Source organism: Devosia sp. MC1541 (assembly GCF_012847305.1).
Classification (GTDB): domain Bacteria; phylum Pseudomonadota; class Alphaproteobacteria; order Rhizobiales; family Devosiaceae; genus Devosia.
The window spans coordinates 1-21350 of the sequence record NZ_JABBDZ010000010.1 but is presented as its reverse complement, the minus strand read 5'-3'; the positions used below and the strand labels follow the sequence as shown (position 1 = coordinate 21350).

Annotated in this window: 16 protein-coding genes and 1 rRNA gene; 10 read left to right on the top strand and 7 right to left on the bottom strand. The window is 58.0% G+C overall.

Going from position 1 to position 21350, the window contains the following annotated elements; genetic code table 11:
* Position 1: 1 nt before the first annotated feature.
* On the bottom strand, positions 2-1006 hold the full coding sequence (gene fgd / locus HKD40_RS11685) for a glucose-6-phosphate dehydrogenase (coenzyme-F420) (RefSeq protein WP_169195951.1): 1005 nt from the start codon (positions 1004-1006) through the stop codon (positions 2-4).
* A 127-nt stretch (positions 1007-1133) separates the two neighbouring features.
* Here fgd and HKD40_RS11680 point away from each other — a divergent pair, with 127 nt between their 5' ends.
* The 4 genes from HKD40_RS11680 to HKD40_RS11665 all read left to right on the top strand — a co-directional run bounded on the left by HKD40_RS11680 (position 1134) and on the right by HKD40_RS11665 (position 4361).
* Positions 1134-2084, top strand: coding sequence for a nucleoside hydrolase (locus tag HKD40_RS11680; protein WP_169195950.1), 951 nt, complete (start codon positions 1134-1136; stop codon positions 2082-2084).
* Positions 2085-2612: 528 nt separating this feature from the next.
* On the top strand, positions 2613-3041 hold the full coding sequence (locus HKD40_RS11675) for a hypothetical protein (protein WP_169195949.1): 429 nt from the start codon (positions 2613-2615) through the stop codon (positions 3039-3041).
* Positions 3042-3082: 41 nt separating this feature from the next.
* A complete protein-coding gene (locus HKD40_RS11670; protein ID WP_169195948.1) occupies positions 3083-4054 on the top strand; it encodes an acetylxylan esterase in 972 nt (323 codons plus the stop codon).
* 85 nt (positions 4055-4139) lie between these two features.
* Entirely contained in the window at positions 4140-4361 is a 222-nt protein-coding gene (locus HKD40_RS11665; protein WP_169195947.1) for a DUF2934 domain-containing protein, read from the top strand.
* A 51-nt stretch (positions 4362-4412) separates the two neighbouring features.
* Here HKD40_RS11665 and efp read toward each other — a convergent pair whose 3' ends face one another.
* Complete coding sequence (gene efp / locus HKD40_RS11660) at positions 4413-4979, bottom strand: elongation factor P (protein WP_169195946.1); 567 nt, start codon at positions 4977-4979, stop codon at positions 4413-4415.
* A gap of 127 nt (positions 4980-5106) precedes the next feature.
* On the opposite strand from efp, the gene epmA reads away from it, so the two are divergent.
* On the top strand, positions 5107-6165 hold the full coding sequence (epmA, locus tag HKD40_RS11655) for an EF-P lysine aminoacylase EpmA (RefSeq protein ID WP_169195945.1): 1059 nt from the start codon (positions 5107-5109) through the stop codon (positions 6163-6165).
* An 89-nt stretch (positions 6166-6254) separates the two neighbouring features.
* Positions 6255-7295: a lysine-2,3-aminomutase-like protein gene (locus tag HKD40_RS11650; protein ID WP_349236809.1), complete on the top strand. Its 1041-nt coding sequence runs from the start codon at positions 6255-6257 to the stop codon at positions 7293-7295.
* Between the two features lie 32 nt (positions 7296-7327).
* On the opposite strand, the gene fabV is transcribed toward HKD40_RS11650, so the two are convergent.
* From fabV to HKD40_RS11625, 5 genes are all read right to left on the bottom strand, one after another.
* On the bottom strand, positions 7328-8497 hold the full coding sequence (gene fabV / locus HKD40_RS11645; protein WP_169195943.1) for an enoyl-ACP reductase FabV: 1170 nt from the start codon (positions 8495-8497) through the stop codon (positions 7328-7330).
* A gap of 100 nt (positions 8498-8597) precedes the next feature.
* Positions 8598-9248: a glutathione S-transferase gene (locus HKD40_RS11640; protein WP_169195942.1), complete on the bottom strand. Its 651-nt coding sequence runs from the start codon at positions 9246-9248 to the stop codon at positions 8598-8600.
* 3 nt (positions 9249-9251) lie between these two features.
* Positions 9252-10964 carry a Rieske 2Fe-2S domain-containing protein gene (locus HKD40_RS11635; RefSeq protein ID WP_169195941.1) on the bottom strand — a complete coding sequence of 571 codons (1713 nt, stop codon included), beginning with the start codon at positions 10962-10964 and terminating at the stop codon, positions 9252-9254.
* Positions 10965-11066: 102 nt separating this feature from the next.
* Positions 11067-11963 carry an aromatic ring-hydroxylating dioxygenase subunit alpha gene (locus HKD40_RS11630; protein WP_169195940.1) on the bottom strand — a complete coding sequence of 299 codons (897 nt, stop codon included), beginning with the start codon at positions 11961-11963 and terminating at the stop codon, positions 11067-11069.
* A 91-nt stretch (positions 11964-12054) separates the two neighbouring features.
* Positions 12055-12831: an SDR family NAD(P)-dependent oxidoreductase gene (locus tag HKD40_RS11625; protein WP_169196035.1), complete on the bottom strand. Its 777-nt coding sequence runs from the start codon at positions 12829-12831 to the stop codon at positions 12055-12057.
* A gap of 294 nt (positions 12832-13125) precedes the next feature.
* On the opposite strand from HKD40_RS11625, the gene HKD40_RS11620 reads away from it, so the two are divergent.
* The 4 genes from HKD40_RS11620 to HKD40_RS11605 form a co-directional block, all read left to right on the top strand.
* Positions 13126-15027: an autotransporter assembly complex family protein gene (locus tag HKD40_RS11620; protein WP_349236808.1), complete on the top strand. Its 1902-nt coding sequence runs from the start codon at positions 13126-13128 to the stop codon at positions 15025-15027.
* Positions 15027-19361 (top strand): translocation/assembly module TamB domain-containing protein, encoded by a 4335-nt coding sequence (locus tag HKD40_RS11615; protein WP_169195939.1) that lies wholly within the window; start codon positions 15027-15029, stop codon positions 19359-19361. The genes HKD40_RS11620 and HKD40_RS11615 overlap by 1 nt, the downstream gene beginning before the upstream one ends.
* A gap of 133 nt (positions 19362-19494) precedes the next feature.
* The gene (locus tag HKD40_RS11610) at positions 19495-20733 is read left to right on the top strand and encodes an MFS transporter (RefSeq protein WP_169195938.1); all 1239 of its coding nucleotides are present in this window, start codon (positions 19495-19497) and stop codon (positions 20731-20733) included.
* A 555-nt stretch (positions 20734-21288) separates the two neighbouring features.
* Positions 21289-21350, top strand: a 16S ribosomal RNA gene (locus HKD40_RS11605); the annotation flags it as partial.

Sequence of the window (21350 nt, the reverse complement as noted above, 5' to 3'; positions counted from 1 at the left end):
TTTAGCCTGCCAGGTTCCGCAGCCGAGGGAGGATTTCTTTCGAATAGAGGTCCAAGAAGCGATGCTGGTCTGGGCCGGGGGCGTGGAAGACCAGATGATCAAACCCATAGTCGATATAGGTTTTAATCTGCTCGACATGCTCGTCGGGGTCGGAAGACACAATCCAGCGCTTAGCGACACGCTCAATCGGCAGGGCATCTGCGAGGCGTTCCATCTCCTCGGCATCTTGCACCGAATGCTTTTCTTCAGCGGAGAGGGCGAGAGCGGCCCAATGGCGGCAATCATTTAGAGCGCGGTTCGCGTCTGGATCAAAGGAGACTTTCACCTCGATCATGCGCTCAAAGGGCTTTGCCGCGCGTTCGCTTTCACCTCGACCAATTTCAACATTGGGCAGCAGTTCTTTGGTGTAGAGATCTGCACCCTTGCCGGAGGTGCAGATGAACCCATCGCCAGCGCGGCCGGCATATTTGGCATTCAGCGGACCGCCAGCTGCGATGTAAATCGGCACAGGTTCGGCAGGCTTGTCGTAGATGGTGGCGTTGACGGTCTTGTAATACTCGCCCTCAAAACTGACGCGATCTTCGGTCCAGAGGGTGCGGATGAGTTTGACCGCTTCGCGTAGGCGGGCCGAACGTTCTTTCAGCTCTGGCCATTCCATGCCGGTGGCGGGAACTTCATTGAGACCTTCACCCGTGCCAACCCCGAGAATGACGCGTCCGGGGAACATCGCCCCCATAGTGCCAAAGGCATGGGCGACAACGGTCGGGTGCAAGCGGAAGGTGGGGGTGAGCACCGAGGTGCCCAAGATAATGCGCTCGGTGCGAGCGAGAACCGCGGACATCCAGCCCGGAGCGAACGGTGCGTGGCCGTCCGTGTGTTTCCACGGTTGGAAATGGTCAGACACGAAGACGGAGTCAAATCCGGCCTTTTCAGCCGCGACAGCAAAATCGAGAAGCGTGCTTGGCCCGAACTGTTCTGCCGAAGCCTTATACCCGAAACGCATCATGACCCTCCCAAGTCAGACGAACGTATTTTTGATCGTTTGGTCAAAAATGGTTCATAGTCAAGCGGGATGTACTAGGGGGACGCCGATATTTGCTATACACCAGCCTCAGACACAAAGGACTAATCGCATGAAGGTCATTTTCGACACCGATCCGGGCATCGATGATGCTATGGCGCTGCTGTATATCAGCAAGCTGCCACAACTCGAACTTCTGGGCATTACCACTGTTGTGGGCAATGCCGACATTGCGACGACGACCAGTAATGCGCTGGTACTGCGTGAAATGTTTGGCATTTCTGCTCCGGTCGCGCGCGGCGCCGGCGAAACGCTGGACGGCGTCTACAAGGAAGAGCCTGCCGCTATTCACGGTGTGAACGGCTTGGGTGATGTGGAGCTGCCGGAAGTCGACGAATCTGGTCTGGCGCCGGTTTCGGCGACCCAGTTCATCATCGATACCGTGCGCAAGTACCCGGGCGAAGTGACAATTATTGCTGTTGGCCGTATGACCAATCTGGCTCTGGCGCTGCGTCAGGACCCAGAAGTGGCCAAGCTGACCAAACAGGTCATCATCATGGGCGGCGCGTTCGGCTATAAGGGCCGTTCGGGCAATATGACCCCGCTGGCAGAAGCCAATATCTGCGGCGATCCAGTGGCGGCCGACGAAATGTTTGCGGCAGAATGGCCGGTGCATGTCATCGGGCTCGATGTCACGCACGATATTATCGTTACCGATAAGATGCTTGACGTGGTTGCTGAAAAGGGCGGCGACAACGGCAAGTTCATCCGTGACGTGTCTCAGCTTTATGCTGGTTTCTACAAGGCCGTGATGGACATCGATGGCGTGGTTGGCCACGACATGGTTGCAGTGACCTACGCTTTGTTCCCAGAATGGTTTGAAACCCGTACTGGTCCGATTGTGGTGATCCGCGATGGTCTAGCCGCAGGTCAGACGGCGCAGTGGCCCGATAGCCGCAAGGGTGGTCACCCGGCGTGGACTGGTCGTCGCTCCAACACGATCTGCACGGAAATTCAGGCCGATAAGGTGCTGCAACACTTTATGGACACAGTCGGGCGCTAACGCGCCCGATATAGGGCCGGTTTGATAGGATATATCCACACACGGGATGGGGTGTTTCGGCACTCACATATCCCGGAAAATACCTTCCCCTTTTTGGCGTACATCTTATTAACCGGCTGTTATTCCAAAATTATCTCGATTTGGCTTGGCAGAATATTCGTTTATTCGATAGCCTAGCTGCAGTCCTCGACCGTGGGGCCCCGATTGCATTTTTACAATTGGGAAGGTCGAGGCAGTCGCTGCAGGCGGGGCTGGCTTTGGTCGGCGCGGTCGTGGCGATACGTGTGGTGCGGTGGCAGCGACATTGGTGGTGGCCGGATATCCAACACCCGTCGCCGTCGCCGCCGCACTGTTGATGCGCTCGGTGTAAGCGCTCCCATTGCTTTAGCGTTCCACTATTGCGACTCATTGCTCACATAGCCTCTGTGTGCGGGCCAGAGCTCGCGGTTTTTCTCTGCGTCGGGACAAAACTGAGGACTTTACTGCCCGTAAAATTTGCGTAGGTTCTTGCCCTAGAGGCGCGTACCCATGGCAGATGACGATTCCAGCAGCGGCTTTGGAGAGGCGGCCCAAGCGTTCTTTGACTATTCAGAGATCGCCACCCTCGCTAACCGCTTGATGGAACAATACCGTTTCCGCTGTGCGGTGAGCGGCGCGGATCTTTCAAACAAAAATCTTGAGCCCACGGTGTTCTTCCTCCAGCCCTTGGAGCATGGTGGACGTATTCATCCTGAGAATGCGGTTCTGGTTGAGCGCGCTACCGGACGCTTGTTACAATCGGGATTAGTCCTGATATCCGACGCTTTCGAGGCCTTTATTGCTCGCGCTGATCTCATGGATAGCAGTGCGCGATCACTGCCGAATGGCGGCCGGAAATTGTTTCTCCCTGACAGTGCAGAATTTTGGCCAAGCACGGCCATGATCGCCTATCATCGAAGTCTATTCCGCGCGCAGTGATTTGTGCTGCGTGCGCTGTCCTGTTGACCGGAGCTTTGAAAGTGCCCTTTCCCGATCTGCAACACCCCGCTATCGACGCCTATGAAAGCCAGGTGACGATGCCTGATGATTTTGCTGCCTTTTGGGACAGCACATTGGCAGAAGCGCGTTCCGTGGGCGGGGAAGTGGTGATGATCCCGGCTGAGACGACGCTCAAGCTGGTGGAGGTTTTTGACGTGACCTTCCCCGGTTTTGGTGGGCATCCGGTAAAGGGATGGCTTGCGCTGCCGACACTTCGGCCAGAAAAACTGCCGCTGCTCGTGCAGTTTGTCGGCTATGGCGGTGGCAGAGGGTTCCCTCATGAACTCTTGCACTGGGCAGCGTCTGGCTATGCCTATTTCCGTATGGATACACGCGGACAAGGCTCCAGTTGGAGCATGGGGGCAACGCCAGATCCTGTCGGCTCGACAAGCCAGATCCCGGGCATGATGACCAAGGGCGTGCTCGACAAAAACGACTATTACTACCGCCGCGTCTTTACTGACGGCGTTCGTGCGCTCGACGCAATGATTGGGCAAGACTTCGTTGACCCGACCCGCGTAGCCGTCAACGGTGGCTCGCAGGGCGGTGGTATTGCCATTGCTGTGGCCGGGCTCGATCCTCGCGTTAAAGCTGTGATGCCGGACGTGCCGTTCCTCTGCGATTTCCCGCGTTCGGTCCGTCAGGCCGGGCGCGATCCCTATCTTGAAATCGTGCGTTTCCTTGCTCAGCATCGGGAAAAAACCGCGCAGGTGTTTGATACCCTGCGTTATTTTGATGGGGTCAATTTTGCGCGGCGCAGCTCGGCAGCGGCGCTGTTCTCTGTTGGTATGATGGATGACATCTGTCCACCATCGACCGTGTTTGCTGCATTCAAGGCCTTCTCGGGCAGCGATAAAACGCTCGTTGAATATGAATTCAACAACCACGAAGGCGGTGGTCCTTTCCAGGACCGTGAGCAGATGAAGTGGCTCACAGAGCGCTTCCAGCCTTAAGGGTCACGCTTTAGTTAGTACGGAACAAGTGGGGCGCTCGCGCGGTTGATGGATTACGTGATCTTTCAACGGTGTGGGTGCCTAAGTGCATAAAAATACGGTTATGGCGGAGCGAGTTCGTCAGACAGCCTATTTTCTTTGGGAGCAGGATGGGTGTCCGGAAGGGCAGGCCATGGACTATTGGCTCAAGGCCAAGGGCGCGCATCAGCGCCAGCTCGCTTATGATCGTTGGCTGGCTGAAGGGACCCCGCCTGGCCGATCTTCGTCGCACTGGTATGCCGCCGAAAACGCTATCGACGACAAATAAAAAAACGGGCCCTGAGGGGCCCGTTTGTATGTCCTGCGGACGCGTCGAAGATTACTTCGCGCGTTCAACGTAGGAGTTGTCTTCGGTCAGAATAACGATCTTGGTGCCAGCGTCGATGTGCGGTGGGACCATGACACGCAGTCCGTTGTTGAGGATTGCAGGCTTGTACGAAGACGAAGCTGTCTGGCCCTTAACTACTGGCTCGGTTTCAACGATTTCGAAGGTCATGCGCATTGGCAGGTCCATCGAGAGCGCGATGCCTTCGTGGGTCAGAAGGTGAACCTTCATGCCGTCCGAAAGGTAAGCCTTCTGGTCGCCAATAACGTCGTCACCAACGGTGATCTGTTCGTAATTGGTTGGCTCCATGAAGTGGTGGCCTTCGCCATCCGAGTAGAGGTAATCGTATTCACGATCATCAACGTCGGCTTTTTCCACCATTTCAACGGTGCGCCAGCGGCCGAGAACCTTAACGCCGTCCGAGATGCGGCGCATGGTGACGTTGGTCACCGAATTGCCCTTACCTGGGTGGACGTTTTCTGCCGTGAGGACGACGTGCAGGGCGTTGTCCTGCTCGACGACGTTGCCCTTACGCAGGGACGAGGCAATCACCTTGACCATAATTATTCCTTGTTCGTGTCGTTGGCGCGGTCTAGAGGCAATGCCATCCAGGCGCCGGAATATGTTCTGTGGAGCGCCGGATACAATATTCTGCGCCTTTTCGCCAGACCGGACCGCAAGAAACACCATGACCAAGCCATTTCCATCGGGTGAAACGCCCTGGTGGCACCCTGATCGCCATGCAGACCGCCGCCCGCTGCTTATTGGCCGGGCCAAGATCGATGCTGCTGTGCGCCTTTGGATGGGCGAGCGTGACTTCCTTGTGATCGATCCACCGGGGCTGCAACGCTCGCCGGGGAATGAGACTCACCTGCATGCTTTTGGTACGCAGATGATCGGTAATGACGGACTGGCACAGGCGATGTATCTGCACACCTCGCCCGAGTTCACCATGAAGAAACTGCTGGCTGCGGGGGAAAAGCGGATCGCGAGCCTGCAGCACGTCTGGCGCAATCGTGAACGCTCCGCGACCCACCATCCTGAGTTCACTATGCTCGAGTGGTATAGGGTTGGCGAAGCTTATGATGTCATCATTGAGGACACCGTGGCGCTGATAAAGCTGGCAGCAGAAACGACCGGGATTGCTGAGTTCGCCTTTAAGGGCCGAACCTGTGACCCACGCTTGCCCGCCGAACGTGTCAGCGTGGCCGATGCTTTCTTGCAGTTCGCTGGTGTCGATCTTTTAGCGACCATGGACGAAGACGGTGTGCCAGACGGGGAGAAGCTTGCGGCGCAAATGAAGGCTGTCGGCATGGCAATTCCTGACGATAACTCATGGAGTTACCTCTTTACGCATGTGCTCGTGGAGAAGGTTGAACCGGAACTGGGCAATGGCCGGGTGACAGTGCTCGACCGGTATCCAGCCTGTGAGGCAGCGCTGGCCCGACGCGTCCCGGGGGATCTACGCGTGTCTGAGCGGTTCGAGGTCTATGCTTGTGGTGTGGAGCTTGCCAATGGCTTTGGCGAGCTGACAGACCCAGCTGAACAGCGTGTACGCTTTGAGGATGAGATGAACGAAAAAGCGCGCATCTATGGTGAGCGCTATCCAATCGACGAGGACTTTCTAGCAGCATTGGCCTTTATGCCGGAAGCTTCGGGTGTAGCCCTTGGCTTTGATCGCGTGGTGATGCTGGCGACGGGGGCCCAGCGCATCGATGCTGTTTTGTGGGCTCCTGTGGCGGAATGAACTCCTTGCCTAGTGTACCTGCCGACGGCGTTTCAACCCTCACTCCAGCCCTCTCCCCTGAGGGGCGAGGGAGTAGCCCTGCGCGCGCGATAAAGTCGGTTGCAGAACTACAGGCCGCAGGTTTTGCTCAGAATGTAACAGGGCTGGATGCCGTCGGGGATAAGTATGCCATTGGCATTACGCCTGCTGTCGCGGCATTGATCGACCCTAACGATCCCAATGACCCGATGGCCCGCCAATTTGTGCCGCGTGTAGAAGAGCTTACGACCACGCCGGAAGAGCGGGACGATCCCATTGGCGATCTTGCGCATTCGCCGGTTGAAGGGATCGTGCATCGCTATCCGGACCGTGTTTTGCTCAAGGCTGTGCATGTCTGCCCGGTCTATTGCCGCTTCTGTTTCCGCCGCGAAATGGTGGGGCCGCATGGGTTAGGGACGCTGACGCCAGCGGAGCTGGACGCTGCGATTGCCTATATCGCTGAGCATGAGGAAATCTGGGAAGTCATCCTCACCGGTGGCGATCCGCTGGTGCTCTCGCCGCGCCGGTTGCGTGATTTGATGGAGCGTCTGGCGCCGATTGAACACGTAAAAATCGTTAGATTTCATACACGTGTGCCGGTGGTTGAGCCGGAACGGGTTGATGATGCGATGGTTTCGGCGCTCAGGGCTTCGGGCAAGACGACCTATCTGGCGGTGCATGCCAATCATCCGCGTGAGTTTACGGCAGTTGCCAAAACCGCGTTCGCCCGGTTGGTGGAAGGTGGCGTTGCTCTTGTCAGCCAGAGCGTGCTTTTGGCGGGGGTCAATGACGACTTTGATACGATGGCCGCTTTGATGCGTGGTTTTGTCGAAAACCGTATTAAACCCTACTACTTACACCATCCGGACCTGGCGCCGGGCACGGGGCATTTCCGGGTTTCCGTGGAGCGGGGTCAGGAATTGGTGGCGCAGTTGCGCGGGCGGCTATCGGGCCTGTGCCAGCCGACCTACGTGCTCGATATTCCCGGCGGACATGGGAAATCTCCTTTGGCCAATTCTATGGCCCAATTGGCCGATCAGGGGCATTTAGTGGCCGATTGGCAGGGCAATGTGCATCAATATCCGCCCAAAACGCCAAATTCTGAGCAATAAAAAAGGGGCGCCGGAGCGCCCCTAAATTTTGTTTACTCGACGATCCGAGGATCAACGTCCTTGGAGTAGTCCACGCCGCCAACGGCAAAGCCGAAGAGGCGCATGAACTCTTCGCGGTACTTCGGCAGGTCCGCGAGATCGGTAAGGGTCTCGGTGGACAGTTCTGCCCAACGCTTCTTGAGTTCGGCCTGCATGGCTTCGGAGAGTTCCCAATCGTCAACACGAATGCGGTTCTCGTCGTCCAGCGCAACGTCGCCCTGAAGCTTTTCGCGGAAGAGGCGATCGATCTGGTGGATTGGGCCTTCGCCCAGACCCAGTTCGTCCTCGACCTTGATCAAGAGTGTACCATAGAGCGGAACGACGGGGATTGCCGAGCTAGCCTGTGTGACAACAGCCTTGAGCGCAACAACGTTTGCCGAGTCCTTGCCGTGGCTGGCGCGGATGGCAGCTGCAGCACGGTCGAGGTCAGCTTTAGCGCGGCCAAGAGTGCCTTTGTGGTAAATCGGCCAAGTCAGCTCGGAGCCGAGATAGGTGTAGTTGAGGGTGCGGAAGCCATCAGCGAGAACGCCAGCTTCGGCAAGCGCCGCAATCCAGAGTTCCCAGTCTTCGCCGCCCATGACCTTGACGGTCGCCTGAGCTTCTTCTTCGGTCGCCGGTTCAACGGTGATTTCAGAAACTTCACCGGTGCCCGTGTTGAGCGTCTTGGAGGTGACCTGCGAACCGTATGGCTTGATGGCCGAACGGTAGGTGACGCCGTCCTTGGGGTCGGTGCGGACTGGAGAGGCGAGCGAGTAGACGATGAGGTCAACCTGACCCAAGTTCGCCTTGATCGCTTCGATTGTTTCGGCCTTTACCGCGTCCGAGAAGGCGTCGCCTTCAATGGTGACGGCCTTGCGACCAGCAGCCTTGGCGCGGTTCTCGAAGGCACGGTTGTTGTACCAACCAGCCGAAGCTGGCTTAGCTTCACCCGGCTCGCGTTCGAAGGAAACACCAACGGTGTCGGCATCAGAGCCGAACGTGGTGACGATGCGCGAGGCAAGGCCATAACCCGTGGAGCAGCCGAGCACGAGAACGCGCTTGCGATCTGACGGGATAGCGCCCTTGATCGTGACGTGATCAATCTGGTTTTGCACATTGCGGGCGCAACCAGTTGGGTGAGCGGTAGTGCAGATAAAGCCGCGAATTTTGGGCTCGATAATCATGAGAATAACTCCTCGATCTTGCCACGCTGATAGCGTTTATGGCGGCTGGTTTCCAGCCGCCACGGATTGTTTTGCCCGCTAGGGGCAAATTTCGGGTGATTTATGCGCTTTCCTTGGCCTTGCCGGCCGGGAAAATGCCCGACATGACCATGAAGCCGGGTATGCGACGGACGCGGTCTGTCCAACGGCGGAGCGCTGGATAGTCCTGACGGGAAATGCCGCCTTCTTCCGAAAGCATGACATAAGGGAAGCAGGCGATGTCGGCCGTGGTCGGGTGGGATGGCGAGCAGAGCCAATCGCGGCCCTGGCGTTCGCCGAACCACAAATGCTCGTCCATCAGGCGGAAGATGCGGTGAGCACCGGCCTGCACCTTCTCGATGTTGAAATCATAACCATAGCCGAGGGCAAGACGCGCTGCCGAGCTGGTGGAGGTGATGTCATCGGCGACCGAGTGCCAACGCAGGATTTCTGCGGTGACGGCAGGATTGTCCGGGAACCACTGGCCGGTGGTGTCATATTTCTTGGCCAGATAGGCGAGGATCGCCCCTGAGTCCGAAAGGATGAGATCATCGTCTTTCAGGACGGGCAGCTGGCCAAACGGATTGAGGCGCAAGAACCAGTCGGACTTGTGCTCCTTTCCGGGGAAGAATTCCACCGGATGCATATCTGCAGGCTGGTTCAGGATGTTGAGCAGCAGGCGGACTTTGTAGCAATTGCCCGAAAGCTCGAAATCATAAAGCGTGATGGCCATAGGTTAGATATCCAATACCAGACGAGAGGATTTGGCACGGCTGACGCAGGTCATCATGCAGGTGTTGGAGGCTTTTTCGGTCTTGTTCAGGTAGACGTCCTGATGGTCAACCTCGCCTTCCATGACGCCGGTGAGGCAGGTGCCGCAGGCGCCTTGTTCACACGAGGACGGCACGGTGAGGCCAGCTTCTCGCATGACTTCCAGAATGGTCTTGCCAGCCGGGACGTGCAGCGTCATGGCCGAACGGGCCAGTTCAATGTCGAAAGCAGAGGAGCTGTCGATCTCGGTGGTGTTCTGGAAATATTCGAAGTGGATGGCTTCATCCGGCCAACCGAGTTCGGTGGCGGTGTCGCGGACCATTTCCAGCAGGGGGCCGGGGCCGCAGATATAGACGTGGTTGGAGAAGTCGTAAGCGCCGAGGACTTCGGTGACCTTGGCTTTCACCGCCACCGGATCAAGGCCGAGATGATTGGTGATCGCGCCATGCAGCGCGCCAAGCTCGCTCTTGAAAGCGAGGTTTTCTTCGTTGCGCGCGAAGTAGTGCATTTCATAGGGCAGGCTCGACTTGTCGAGGAAGCGAGCCATGGAGAGGATCGGCGTGATGCCGATGCCGCCAGCGATAAGCACGGTGCGGGTCGCATCGCGACGGAGCGGGAAGTTGTTGCGTGGCTCGGAAATGGCCAGCACGTCGCCTTCGCGCACGGTTTCTACCAGCGCTTTGGAGCCGCCCTTGGAGGCATTCTCAAGCTTGACGCCGATAACATAGGACGAGAGGTCGCCCGGACCGTTGGTCAGCGAATATTGGCGGATGAGACCGTTGGGCAGGTGCACGTCGATATGCGCGCCCGGCTGGAAAGTCGGCATGTGCTTGCCGTCGCGGTCGGCGAACTGGAAGGCCATGATGCCATCGGCGGTCTGCCACTTGCGCTTGACCACGACAGGCATGGTGTTGCCGCGCGGTACGGCAATATCGGGCATGGTGGAGAGCTCTACCGATACCTTTTCGAAAGCAGGTTCGAGCGGCGTTGGCTGGCTGGCCTTACGGATTTGCGCGCGTTCGAGGCGATCGCGCAGCTTGGTGAGAAGCTCATTGTAGTGGCGCAGGATCGCCAGCTCGTCGGACGGCTTGCCTTCTACGAGGCCGCGGATTTGGGCGCGAGTGGCGTCGATCGGCTGGACGAAGAAAATCGCGTGGCCAAGACGGACCGCCATTGCGGGCAGGATTTGGGCGGGCTGATCATCGGGCGCGAGGCGCGCTAGACCAGCGACCACATCTTCAGGTTCAGCATTGATCGGGATCGGGCGCAGGGCGAACCAGTTGCCGCTCTCCGAGCCCGGGAAGGGCGAGAAGGGCAGGTCTTCATTAGCAGCCGACCAGATGAGGCCGAAAGCTTCTTTGACGGGGTATTTGCGGTTTTCAATGCGGCGCGCAGGAGCGTCGGCGGGGTGAGCCGGAATGTAGGTGCAGCCAGCGGACTGATTGGCATAACGCCAGCCGTGGTATTGGCACTTGAGTTCTTGGCCTTCGTTGATGCCAATGGAAAGACGGACGCCGCGGTGCAGGCAGCGATTTTCCCAGACGTTCACATTGCCGTCGTCAGCGCGCCAAACGGCGAGCTCGCGACCAAGCAATTGTCCTTGGTAGACGTGGCGGAATGGTAGGTCATCGCTTGAGGCGATTGGGTACCAATTTGGGTCGGAGAGGGACAGGGCCATGTCGATCTGATCCGAGTGGTTGGATCGCGCCACGATCTTGATTTAGTCGTCGCACTCCCTGGCGTACGGGGAGGCCGAATGCGTCTCGGAAGAGAGGCGTGATTAGCTCGCTTGTGGGATCACACCGTAGGTGATGCCCTTTTGGCTGAGCCAGCGGCGGTAGGCGATGGCGCTTTTATCAGCGCGGATCGGGGTTTCAGAACGCGGATCAAGCGGAAGCTTTTTCGGGTACTGATTTTCGAGGATCGGCTTATCCTGACCGAAAATGGTCTGTTGGAAGCGGCGGAGATCTTCGAGGGAGGAATAGCTGTCGATCATCGACTGCAGCAGGTGAGCGCGGCAGGTTTCCTGAGTCATCGGCTGGAGAAGAATTGCGATGACGTCGCGACGGCTTTCGTCTTCTGGGCAGGACTTATAAAGAACCGAGCAGAAGGGGTGCGGCACGCGGTAGACATATTCTACTTCCATCGGCTTGGTGGCCGACTTGGCAGCGCGTGGCTGGATGAACTTGCACTTGGTGGCGAGCACTTCGTCGCGTTCTTCCGACACTTCTACGTCGTATTCCTTCACTTCCGTATGGGGTTCAGCGCCGAGAATGTCGGTGTGAACATAAGGGAAGTGGCCCATGTCGAGGAAGTTCTCAACGGCACGAGGCGCCGAGCAGGCAATGCCGATGGAGCCGCAGTTCATATTCTTGCGGTCGGGTTCGGCAAATTCTGGGATGGGGAACAGGGCTATGGTTGGATTACCGAGGCAAGTCCACGTGTAGCCATAAGCGGTTTTCACCGGGAGGCGGTCGAGGATGGACTCGGCGTCGATGTCGTCGCCGTCTTCCTCATTGCTGCGCAGCCAAACAACCGGTTCGCCATCAACCCCACGGGTCATGGAGATTTTGCGGTCGAGCAGCATGGTGTTTTCAACGAGCCCGATCTTAAGCTCGTCCGTGGCTGCAATCACGTGCCAAAGGTCACGTGTGAATGGGTCCAGGTCAGTTGTCATGGGGCCTATCTCATTATTGCCCCGTGATCATACAAATCTAAGCGCGCGGCGTCACTGGAAACTTGGCCGCAGCCGCGCGCCCTCGTGCGACTTATTTCTCGCGGTAGATGTCAAACGCGCCGATCGCTTGGGTCGTCGCCATAAGCTGGATCTTGTTGACGTTCACGTGTTCGGGCAGAGAGGTGGCCCAGAAGATGCTTTCAGCAATGTCTTCGGCCGTCATCGGCTTGGTGCCCTTATAGACATTGTCGGCCTTGTTCTGGTCGCCTGCAAAGCGAACGACAGAAAACTCGGTTTCGGTCAGGCCCGGCTCAATATCGGTGACGCGGACGTTCTTGCCTTGCAAGTCCGAGCGAATGGCGAGGGCGAAGTGTTTTACGAAAGCCTTGGACGCTGCATAAACCGAAGCGCCGGGATAGGTGAACTCACCCGCAACCGAGCCCAAGGTTACGACGTGGCCGCCGCCGCGTTCAACCAGCCCGGGCAGCAGCAGGCGCACCGTGTAGACAAGGCCAGAAATATTGGTGTCGATCATGGTCTGCCAGTCGTCGAGGCTGGCTTCGTGGGCGGGACCGAGGCCAAGCGCTAGGCCAGCGTTGGCGAGGACAATGTTGATGTTTTTGAAGGGACCGGGAATGTCAGCGATGGCAGCTTCGATGGCGGCGCGATCGCGGACATCGAGCTCGATGATGTGGCAATTCTCGGCGCCAAGCTCGATCTGCAGATCGATCAAGCGATCCATACGACGCCCAGTGGCAATCACTTTGGCACCCGCTGCCACATAGCGGCGAGCGGCGGCCTGACCAAAACCAGAGGTTGCGCCTGTGATGAAAACGATAAAGCGGCTTGCGTCGAGCAGCTGATACATACCGGGTCCTAGAAGGAATTTCAGTGTTGAGTGGTGGCTATGCTGTACCGCCATGCCGCGCGCGTCAACGTCGTTGCCCATGCGCCACTCTGATCAAGGAATGGCACGAAAAATACCAAGAAGGGTATTTTTGAGCTCTGGATCAGCTTAAACTGGTTAACGGTCGTTCACGACTATGCGATCCGCTGGGGAGTTGCTGCAGGTTTAACTCTTTGTTTCCGTAACGGAATCAATTGTGTGCTTCAGCCCCGTATCTGGTTTGTTGCGTAATAGGGCAGGTTACCTTTGTTCAAAGTGCGTCTCGTTTCGAGTTTTGGCGCTCTGTGTATCGCTGCGGCCGCACTGTCGGTTTCGGTGCTACCTGCCTCTGCGTTCGACTTTTTCGGCCTCTTCAAGAGTGATGCGGACAAAGCGGCTGATGCCGTCGTTGTCGATCCCAAAAACTACACCGTCGTGTTTTCCAGCTCCGAAGGGGGCGCGATAGAATCGGCGTTGCGCAATGCTTCGGGATTGCTCGCTGATCAAACTGAGCCCGCCTCGGGCGCAGCGGGGCTGATTGCAAAAGCGCGCGGCGATTATCGCCGTTTGCTCGCTGCTCTCTATAGTGAGGGCTATTATGGCGGGGTTGTAAGTGTTCGTATTGGCGGGCAGGAGGCATCAAACCTTCCGCCCGATACCAATCTGCCTGATCAGGTTGAGGTGACGGTGTCCGTCAATCCTGGACCCCTTTTCCGTTTCAACAGCGTGGCCATTGCCAATCAGGCAGCGCCGACTAGCGATCCGGGTGATCAGGTCGATGCGCCGATTATGCGTGGCTACGCGTCGGGAGAAATTGCGCGCGCCGGGGTGATTACCCGTGCCGAAGGTCTTGCGTTGGAAGCATGGCGTCAGCAGGGCTATCCCAAGGCCGAGATCGTCTCGCGCGATGTGGTTGCCGATCACAAAACCAATACGATTGACGCGTTGATCACCGTCAATCCTGGTCGCAAGGCTGGGTTTGGTGCGATCCGCGTGACCGGCGCTGATCGGATGAACCCCGATTTCGTTGCCCAACAGACCGGCCTTGCCGTGGGGCAGGAGTATGATCCGGACGAGTTGAAAAAGGCGCAGAAGCGGCTTGATCGTCTCGAGGTCTTCCGTTCTGCGCGCTTTGACGCGGCGCAGGACATTGGCTCGGATGGCTTGCTGCCGTTTGAATTGACGGTCGAAGAAATGGCCGGTCGACGCTTTGGCGTTGGCGCAAATTATTCCACGACCGATGGGCTTGGCGTGGAAGGCTATCACCTGTGGCGCAATCTTTTCGGGCAAGCCGAGCGCTTGCGGCTTGATGCGCGTGTGGCCTCGATTGGTTATCCGATCGATACCGCGCAGTTTGACTATCTCTTGGGCGGCACCTTTACCAAGCCCGGTTTTTACCATCCGGACGTTGATCTGGTTGCGGCCATCGCCGCTGAGCGCAACGTCTACACGACCTATGCCGAAACCGCCGTCGGTGGCTCGCTGGGGTTGAAGTGGTATTTCTCCGACGAAATTACGCTGACAGGCGGGGTGCAGGCGAAACGGGCACGCTTTGACGATAGTTTCGGAACGCGTGACTTCGCCTATTTCGGCGCCTATGGCGGTGTCGTCTTTGACAATCGCGATAGCGCGGTGGATGCCACCGAAGGCTTCTATGCCGCTGCAACCGTCGCTCCTTGGTATGACGTTATTTATAACAAGCCGGGAGCCAAGGTTGAGGTTGAGGGGCGCACCTATTTTGGCTTTGGCGAAGACGACCAATTCGTGCTCGCAGGGCGCGTGAAGCTAGGCGCGTTGCTCGGCCCCGATTTGGCAGAAATTTCGCCCGATCAGCTGTTCTTTGCTGGCGGTGGCGGCTCCGTGCGTGGCTACGGACACAAGTCTATCGGTGTCGACAATGGGGCAGGGGCCGAAACTGGCGGACGCTATTTGGTGGAAGGCTCTATTGAAGCCCGCGCTAAGGTGACCGAGGATATCGGCGTCGTCGCCTTCGTCGATGCTGGCTATGTCGCTGCCGACACGATTCCGAGCTTACAGGACATGCGTATCGGCGCGGGTCTTGGGGTTCGCTACTACACCGGCCTTGGGCCGCTTCGCCTTGATGTAGCCGTTCCGCTCAATAAGCGTGCGAATGATGCGCACTGGGCCATCTACGCAGGTATCGGACAGGCATTCTAATGGCAAAATTTTCGACCAAGCGCCGTCTTGTCCTTGCTGCGCTGCTGTTGGGCGGGGCCGCTGTTCCAGTGACCCTGTTCGCGCAGGACATGAGCAATGAAGAGCAGAAGGATTGGCTGACGAGTTTCGTCGAAGTCCAGCTTTCGACGCCTGAACGCCAGATCCGCCTGTCCAATATCGACGGCGTGCTTGGGTCAGACGTAACCATCCGCGAGATCAGCATTGCCGACGAAGAAGGCGTTTGGTTGCGGATCAACAATGCGGCGCTGAACTGGAACCAAGGCGCGCTGTTCTTTGGCAAGCTTGAGGTTAATTCTCTCAAGGCCGAGAGCATTGATTACCTGCGCAACGCCAAACCCGCCGAAAATTCGGTTGATCTACCGGCGCCGGAAGCTGGCGGATTTGAAGTGCCGCAATTCCCGGTGGCCATTCAGATTGGCGAAATCGCTGTCCCAAGCGTGACCTTTGGCGAAAGCGTTTTTGGGCTTGGCTCGCGCATTGGCCTCAAGGGCTGGGTGACGCTGGAAAATGGCGATCTTGACGTCTTTGCTGATATCGACCGCGTCGATGAGCCGGGCGGAACGCTTGATCTTGATCTCAAGTATCGTCGTGAAAATGCTGAGGTGGACGTCACTTTCAATCTGGCGGAACCGCCAGATGGGGTGATCGCCAATCTGCTCAATATTGAAGGACGGCCGGCGGTCGACCTCAATCTCATTGGTAAGGGGCCGGTGAGTGATCTCAATGCTGAGCTGAAATTGCTGGCCAATGGGCAAGAAGCTTTGGCCGGTACGGGCCGTATTGCGCAGGCGCGCGACGGTCTGGCGGTGAGCGTTGACCTTGGTGGTCCGCTCTCAACGCTGGTGGCTCAGCCATATCGTCGGTTCTTTGGTGCGGATACGCGCCTTGGCGTCAACGCGCTGGTGCGGACGGCGGGCGGCTTTGATATCTCTGACATTCGTCTCAGTGGCGGGCAGTTGGGTCTGGTAGGCTCGGCCGAGACCACTGCGGACAATTTCCTCTCCAAGCTCGATCTGACTGCAACCATTGCTGATCCAGCGGGTGGCAAGGTGGTGCTGCCTTTGGCGGGCGCTGAAACCAGCGTGCAGGGCGCAGAACTGCGCATTGGCTTTGGTACTTCGGCAGATGACAGCTGGAAGGCGGATCTCACCGTCGCAAATTTTGTCACAGATGGCTTTGCCGCGCGGGACCTAGAATTCGGCGTTGGTGGCGTGGCCAAGAACTTGGCGGATCCAGCCGCGCGCCTCGTCACCTATAATGGCGACGGCGTTTTGTCGGGCATTGCCGCTGATGCCGGCGTGGAGGCCGCCCTCGGCTCCAACGTCGGTCTGGGCCTTGCAGGCGTTTGGAACGCTGGGCAGCCGATCGATCTCGCCGAGTTCCGCATTGCCGGTAAGGCGCTGACGGCTGGGTTGGTTGGCAAGATCGACGGCACTGATTTTGACGGCACGATTTCGATCGACACCGCAAGCATTGCGCCGTTCTCGTCGCTGGCCGGGCGCTCGCTCAGCGGTGGGCTAAACCTGAGCGCGAGCGGGCGTGTTGAAGTCGTGGGCGGTGGGTTCGACCTCGTACTTGATGGCACGGGTGATACGCTGCGCATTGATGATCCGACTGTGGATCGTTTGCTCAACGGCGAAATAAAGCTATCGGGCCGCGTGGCGCGCGATGGCGGCGGGTTCTCGGCAGAGAATTTCAAGCTCGGCAACCAGCTCATTCAGGTCACTGCGGATGGCGTCTATGCGAGCGATAGCGCCGATTTCAATATTGCCCTTGATCTGTCCGATCTCGGTCTGGTGGCGGAAAATGCCTCCGGTGCCTTGCAAGTGACGGGTTCGGCCCGTTCGGAAAACGCCGAAACGCCGCTGGTGCTGGCTTTGGACGGTGTTGTTCCGACTGGGACACTGTCTGACTACGATCTTCGCGACGCTAAGTTCGGCGTTGCAGCGTCGCTGTTCAACGGCGTGACCAACGGCACGATCACCGGCAGCGCAGCGCTCGACGGGCATTTGGCGCAGCTGGCCTCGCAGTTCAAACTCGACGAAGTCACCCAATCGCTCTCCGGTCTGTCGTTTGACATCGCCGGAACCAAGGTGACCGGGCAGGCGCTGCGTGATGCGGAGACTGGTCTCATCAACGGCGGTTTTGATATTGCTGCACCAGATGTGTCTTTGGCAGCAGCTCTGGCGCTGACCGAAGCCTCGGGCGCGCTCAATGCCAAAGTGACGCTGGCGCCAGTGGATGGCGAGCAAGGCGCGCAGCTCACCGCCAATGCCAGCGATCTCAAGGTCAGCGGCATCTCCATTGGGCGGGCGGATGTGGCGGCAACTATTGGCGATCTCTTTGGTGTTCCGGCGATTGACGGCGTGGCAAATGCATCGACCATTGTGGCCGGGGGCACGGTGATCAACTCCGTGACCGCCAAGGCCAACCAATCGGGCGATAGCACCAATTTTGATGCGCAGGCGGCGCTGGCAACGGGTACGAACATTGATCTCGCTGGCGCGTTGAGCCCGATTGCTGACGGCTATCGCTTGGCGCTCAATCGCGCCAACCTCACGCAGGGGCAGTTGGCGGCGACATTGGCGAGCCCAACGGAGCTTATTGTAGCGGGCGAAAGCGTTTCGCTCGATGCCTTGCGCTTTAATGTCGGTTCGGGCTCGATCACTGCGTCCGGCACGGCGGGTGATGTATTGGATATGCGCGTCGTCATTGACGCGCTGCCGCTCAACATCGCCAATACCATCGTTCCATCGCTGGGTGTCGCGGGTACGCTGAATGGTGAAGCGATTGTGACGGGCGCTGCAAGCGATCCAAATGTGCGTTTCAACGCCAACGCCAACGGCATTTCGACAGCGCAGATCGCGCCCTTCGGGATTGCCCCAATCTCGGCCTCGCTGGCGGGCAGTTTTGCGGCCAACACTGTGACCATTGAGAGCCTCACTGCCAATGGGAACGGTGGGCTCAATGTATCAGGTTCGGGCCGCATTCCACTTGCTGGTGCGGATATGGCTGTGAGCATCAAGGGCTCGGCGCCGCTGGCGCTGGCAAACCGCTTCGTCGCTGACCGTGGCGCGCAGGTTTCGGGCACGGCCAGTTTTGATGCACAAGTTGGGGGATCGATTTCTAGCCCGCAATTTGGGGGCAGCGTTTCGCTGGCTGACGGCGGCTATATCGACCCAGAACTAAACCTGCGACTGCAGGGGATCACTGGTCGCGCTTCGCTTTCGGGCACAACCGCAACGGTCGAAAACCTTACGGCAAATCTGGCGACGGGCGGAAGTGTGTCGGTGGGCGGGACTATTGGTCTTAACGGCGATCTGCCTGCCAACCTTACGATAGCGATCAATTCGGCCCGCTATGCCGATGGCGATCTTTTCATCGCGACCATACGTGGTGACCTCAAGGTAACGGGTGGCCTCATGGCGACCCCGCTGCTATCGGGCGGTTTGACAATTGAGCAGGCCAATATCACCGTACCAGATAGCTTTGGCGGCGCAGGGCAGATAATCGATGTCGACCATCGCTCGACTCCAGCCGACGTTGAGCAGACCTTGGTTCGTGCGAAGGTCGGCACGGATGCTGCCTCTCGCTCGGCTGCTGCGGGGGCCGGTCCTCAGCTTGCGCTGGACGTCACGATTGACGCGCCTAACCAGATCTTTATTCGCGGCCGCGGGCTCGATGCTGAAGTTGGCGGTTCGTTGCGCCTGACAGGGCCGGCAAGCAATATTCAGCCGGTTGGTGCGTTCAACTTGATCCGCGGCAGGCTTTCGATCCTCGGTCAGCGCATTACCTTCACCTCGGGTGGGGTAACTCTGCTGGGTGATCTGGATCCGCAGATCAATCTCGTGGCGACGACCTCCAATGACAATATCGACGTGACGGTGACGGTGTCTGGGCGGGCTTCGGCCCTGGACGTGACCTTCGGCTCCAGCCCGACCTTGCCGCAAGACGAAGTGCTCAGTCGTTTGATCTTCAATCGTCCGATCAGTGAACTGTCGCCACTACAATTGGCGCAACTGGCGGCCGCGGCGGCGGAACTGGTTGGTGGAGGCGGCGGTGGTCTTGTCGGCAGTCTGCGCGGTGCTGCAGGCTTGGCGGACCTCGACGTTGTCACCGATGCGGAAGGCAATGTTGGCGTGAAGGCCGGGACCTACATCCAAGACAATGTCTACCTTGGCGTAACGGCTGGGGCCAATGGCCAGTCCAAGGTCAACATCAACCTCGATGTGACCGACGATTTGACCGTGCGGGGAGCTGCCGGACAGGACGGAAGTTCAAGCCTGGGCGTCTACTTCGAGCGCGATTACTAAAATTTGGGGCCGGGCTGATCATCAGTCCGGCCTTTGTTTTTGCTGATAGTTGAGGGTTTCCTCGCTTGTTGGCTTGCGTTTCAGCGTGCCCACCGATCTAGTCGGCGCACATTAAGACGCAGGGGAGGGCGTTTTGAAGCATAGGTCTTTGATCGCTCTAGCACTGGCAACCGTCGCCTCGATTGGCGGCACGCGTTTATCGGCCGTTGCGATTCCCTGGCTGGTCCTAACAACGACGAATTCTCCCGTACTGACTGGCGCAGTGGCTATGGCCGAATTGCTGCCCTATGTGGCGGCGCAGTTTTTGGCCGGGCCCTACATTGACCGCTTGGGTGCACGCAGAGTTGCCGTCGTGTGCGACGTGATCTCTGTCGTGCTGTTGATGATCATTCCAGTTCTATTCGCTTTGGGGATTTTTTCCGTCTGGATCCTCATCCCAGTCGTCGCCGTATTGGGGCTCTTGCGTGGGCCTTCGGATACGTCGAAGCGCGCTTTGGTGCCGCAAGTCGCTGCGGTTTCGGACGTGCCGCTGGAGCGGGTTACCGGCATTTTGGGCACAAGCGACCGCCTGGCAGGCACTCTTGGATTCGCCGGGGCAGGGGTGCTCATAGCGCTGGTCGGGCCGGTCGCGGCACTCTTCATCAACGCGGCGACATTTTTGGTCTCAGGGCTCCTGCTGTTCTTTGGCGTGCTCGTACCCAATCCTGAAAAGCCAACAGAGGATGAGCCGAAGCGCCCGCATTATTTTGCCGAGCTCGCCAGCGGGATCAAAACGGTCGTCGCGAGCCCGGTTTACCTCGGGTTTGCTGCCATGATGTTGGTCACCAACATGCTTGATAGCGCCTATGGTTCGGTCATGCTGGCAGTTTGGATTCGAGAGCATGGCTTCGATGTTTCGTGGCTGGGCATAATCCTCGCGACCTTTCAGATTTCGGCCATTCTGGGCGCGGTGGTCGCGTCGATCTACGGCCAGACGCTGCCGCGCGTGCCCGTGGTCATCGGTGGATTCCTATGCGCGGGACCTATTGCGTTTATGGCCATAGCGTTGAGCCCGAGCATCTGGGTTACGCTCGCTATTCTGCTCTGTTGCGGATTCTCGGCAGGTTTCCTCAATCCGGTTGTCAGCGCGGTTCTCTTCGAGCGCATCGATAGGAAGAAGACGGGGCGCATGGTCGGAACGTTTAGCGCCATGACGGTCGTGCTACTGCCCTTTGGAGGGCTATATGCCGGAACGCTCATCGAGTTGACCGATATCACGACGACACTGCTGATTTCCGCAGTGATCTACGGGCTCGCAGTGCTGCTGCCGCTGCTAATTCCGGGTTTTACCGAATTCGCGCAGCGCCGCACCCGAACCTCAACAGCCTCGTAAACCGACAGGAATAGTCCACAGCCCTAAACTCGGAAATTGCGTTCAAGCTATTCAATGCGCAAAGGCCGACAAAACTTAGGCTTTCAGTTCAGTTTTGCACATTGCTTGAGCAGTAACGGGCTCAAAAATCATGCAATTTTGGCCGACCCTGTTGACGGGAAAAGTGGGTGCCCCTATAACCCGGTCATCGCTGCAGAGCACAGCGCCTTCCGGCACTGAGTTCTAGCGGCACAGAAATCTGAAAGATCAGGCAGTTTGGCCGGTAACGGCGCGAAAAGCTTTTTCTCTAAGAACTCCGGAAGCTTTGCTTCCAAAATGACGTATCCGGTTTGTAACCGATGGGTCAGCTCTTTGACATTGTGAAGATTGAAGAAAGAGAAACGTGGACGGCGAGGTTCTTGCGAACGGAAGCTGGGGTTTACTCCGGTGGAAGTTATACAAGACTTCGATGGGTGCACGTTTCTAGAGGTACACTCTTTTAGCGCTTTAATAGCGCAATTTGATGTGTGTCCTCGTCAAAACGCAAACGTGCATCTAGCGACAATAGTCATGATTAAACTTGAGAGTTTGATCCTGGCTCAGAACGAACGCTGGCGGCAGGCTTAACACATGCAAGT

Coding starts and splice junctions, on each gene's coding strand:
- HKD40_RS11640 (WP_169195942.1), bottom strand. CDS start 9,248: ATGGCCATCACGCTTTATGATTTCGAGCTTTCGGGCAATTGCTACAAA.
- fgd (WP_169195951.1), bottom strand. CDS start 1,006: ATGATGCGTTTCGGGTATAAGGCTTCGGCAGAACAGTTCGGGCCAAGC.
- HKD40_RS11675 (WP_169195949.1), top strand. CDS start 2,613: ATGGCAGATGACGATTCCAGCAGCGGCTTTGGAGAGGCGGCCCAAGCG.
- HKD40_RS11625 (WP_169196035.1), bottom strand. CDS start 12,831: ATGTATCAGCTGCTCGACGCAAGCCGCTTTATCGTTTTCATCACAGGC.
- HKD40_RS11630 (WP_169195940.1), bottom strand. CDS start 11,963: ATGACAACTGACCTGGACCCATTCACACGTGACCTTTGGCACGTGATT.
- HKD40_RS11615 (WP_169195939.1), top strand. CDS start 15,027: ATGGCAAAATTTTCGACCAAGCGCCGTCTTGTCCTTGCTGCGCTGCTG.
- fabV (WP_169195943.1), bottom strand. CDS start 8,497: ATGATTATCGAGCCCAAAATTCGCGGCTTTATCTGCACTACCGCTCAC.
- epmA (WP_169195945.1), top strand. CDS start 5,107: ATGACCAAGCCATTTCCATCGGGTGAAACGCCCTGGTGGCACCCTGAT.
- HKD40_RS11680 (WP_169195950.1), top strand. CDS start 1,134: ATGAAGGTCATTTTCGACACCGATCCGGGCATCGATGATGCTATGGCG.
- efp (WP_169195946.1), bottom strand. CDS start 4,979: ATGGTCAAGGTGATTGCCTCGTCCCTGCGTAAGGGCAACGTCGTCGAG.
- HKD40_RS11635 (WP_169195941.1), bottom strand. CDS start 10,964: ATGGCCCTGTCCCTCTCCGACCCAAATTGGTACCCAATCGCCTCAAGC.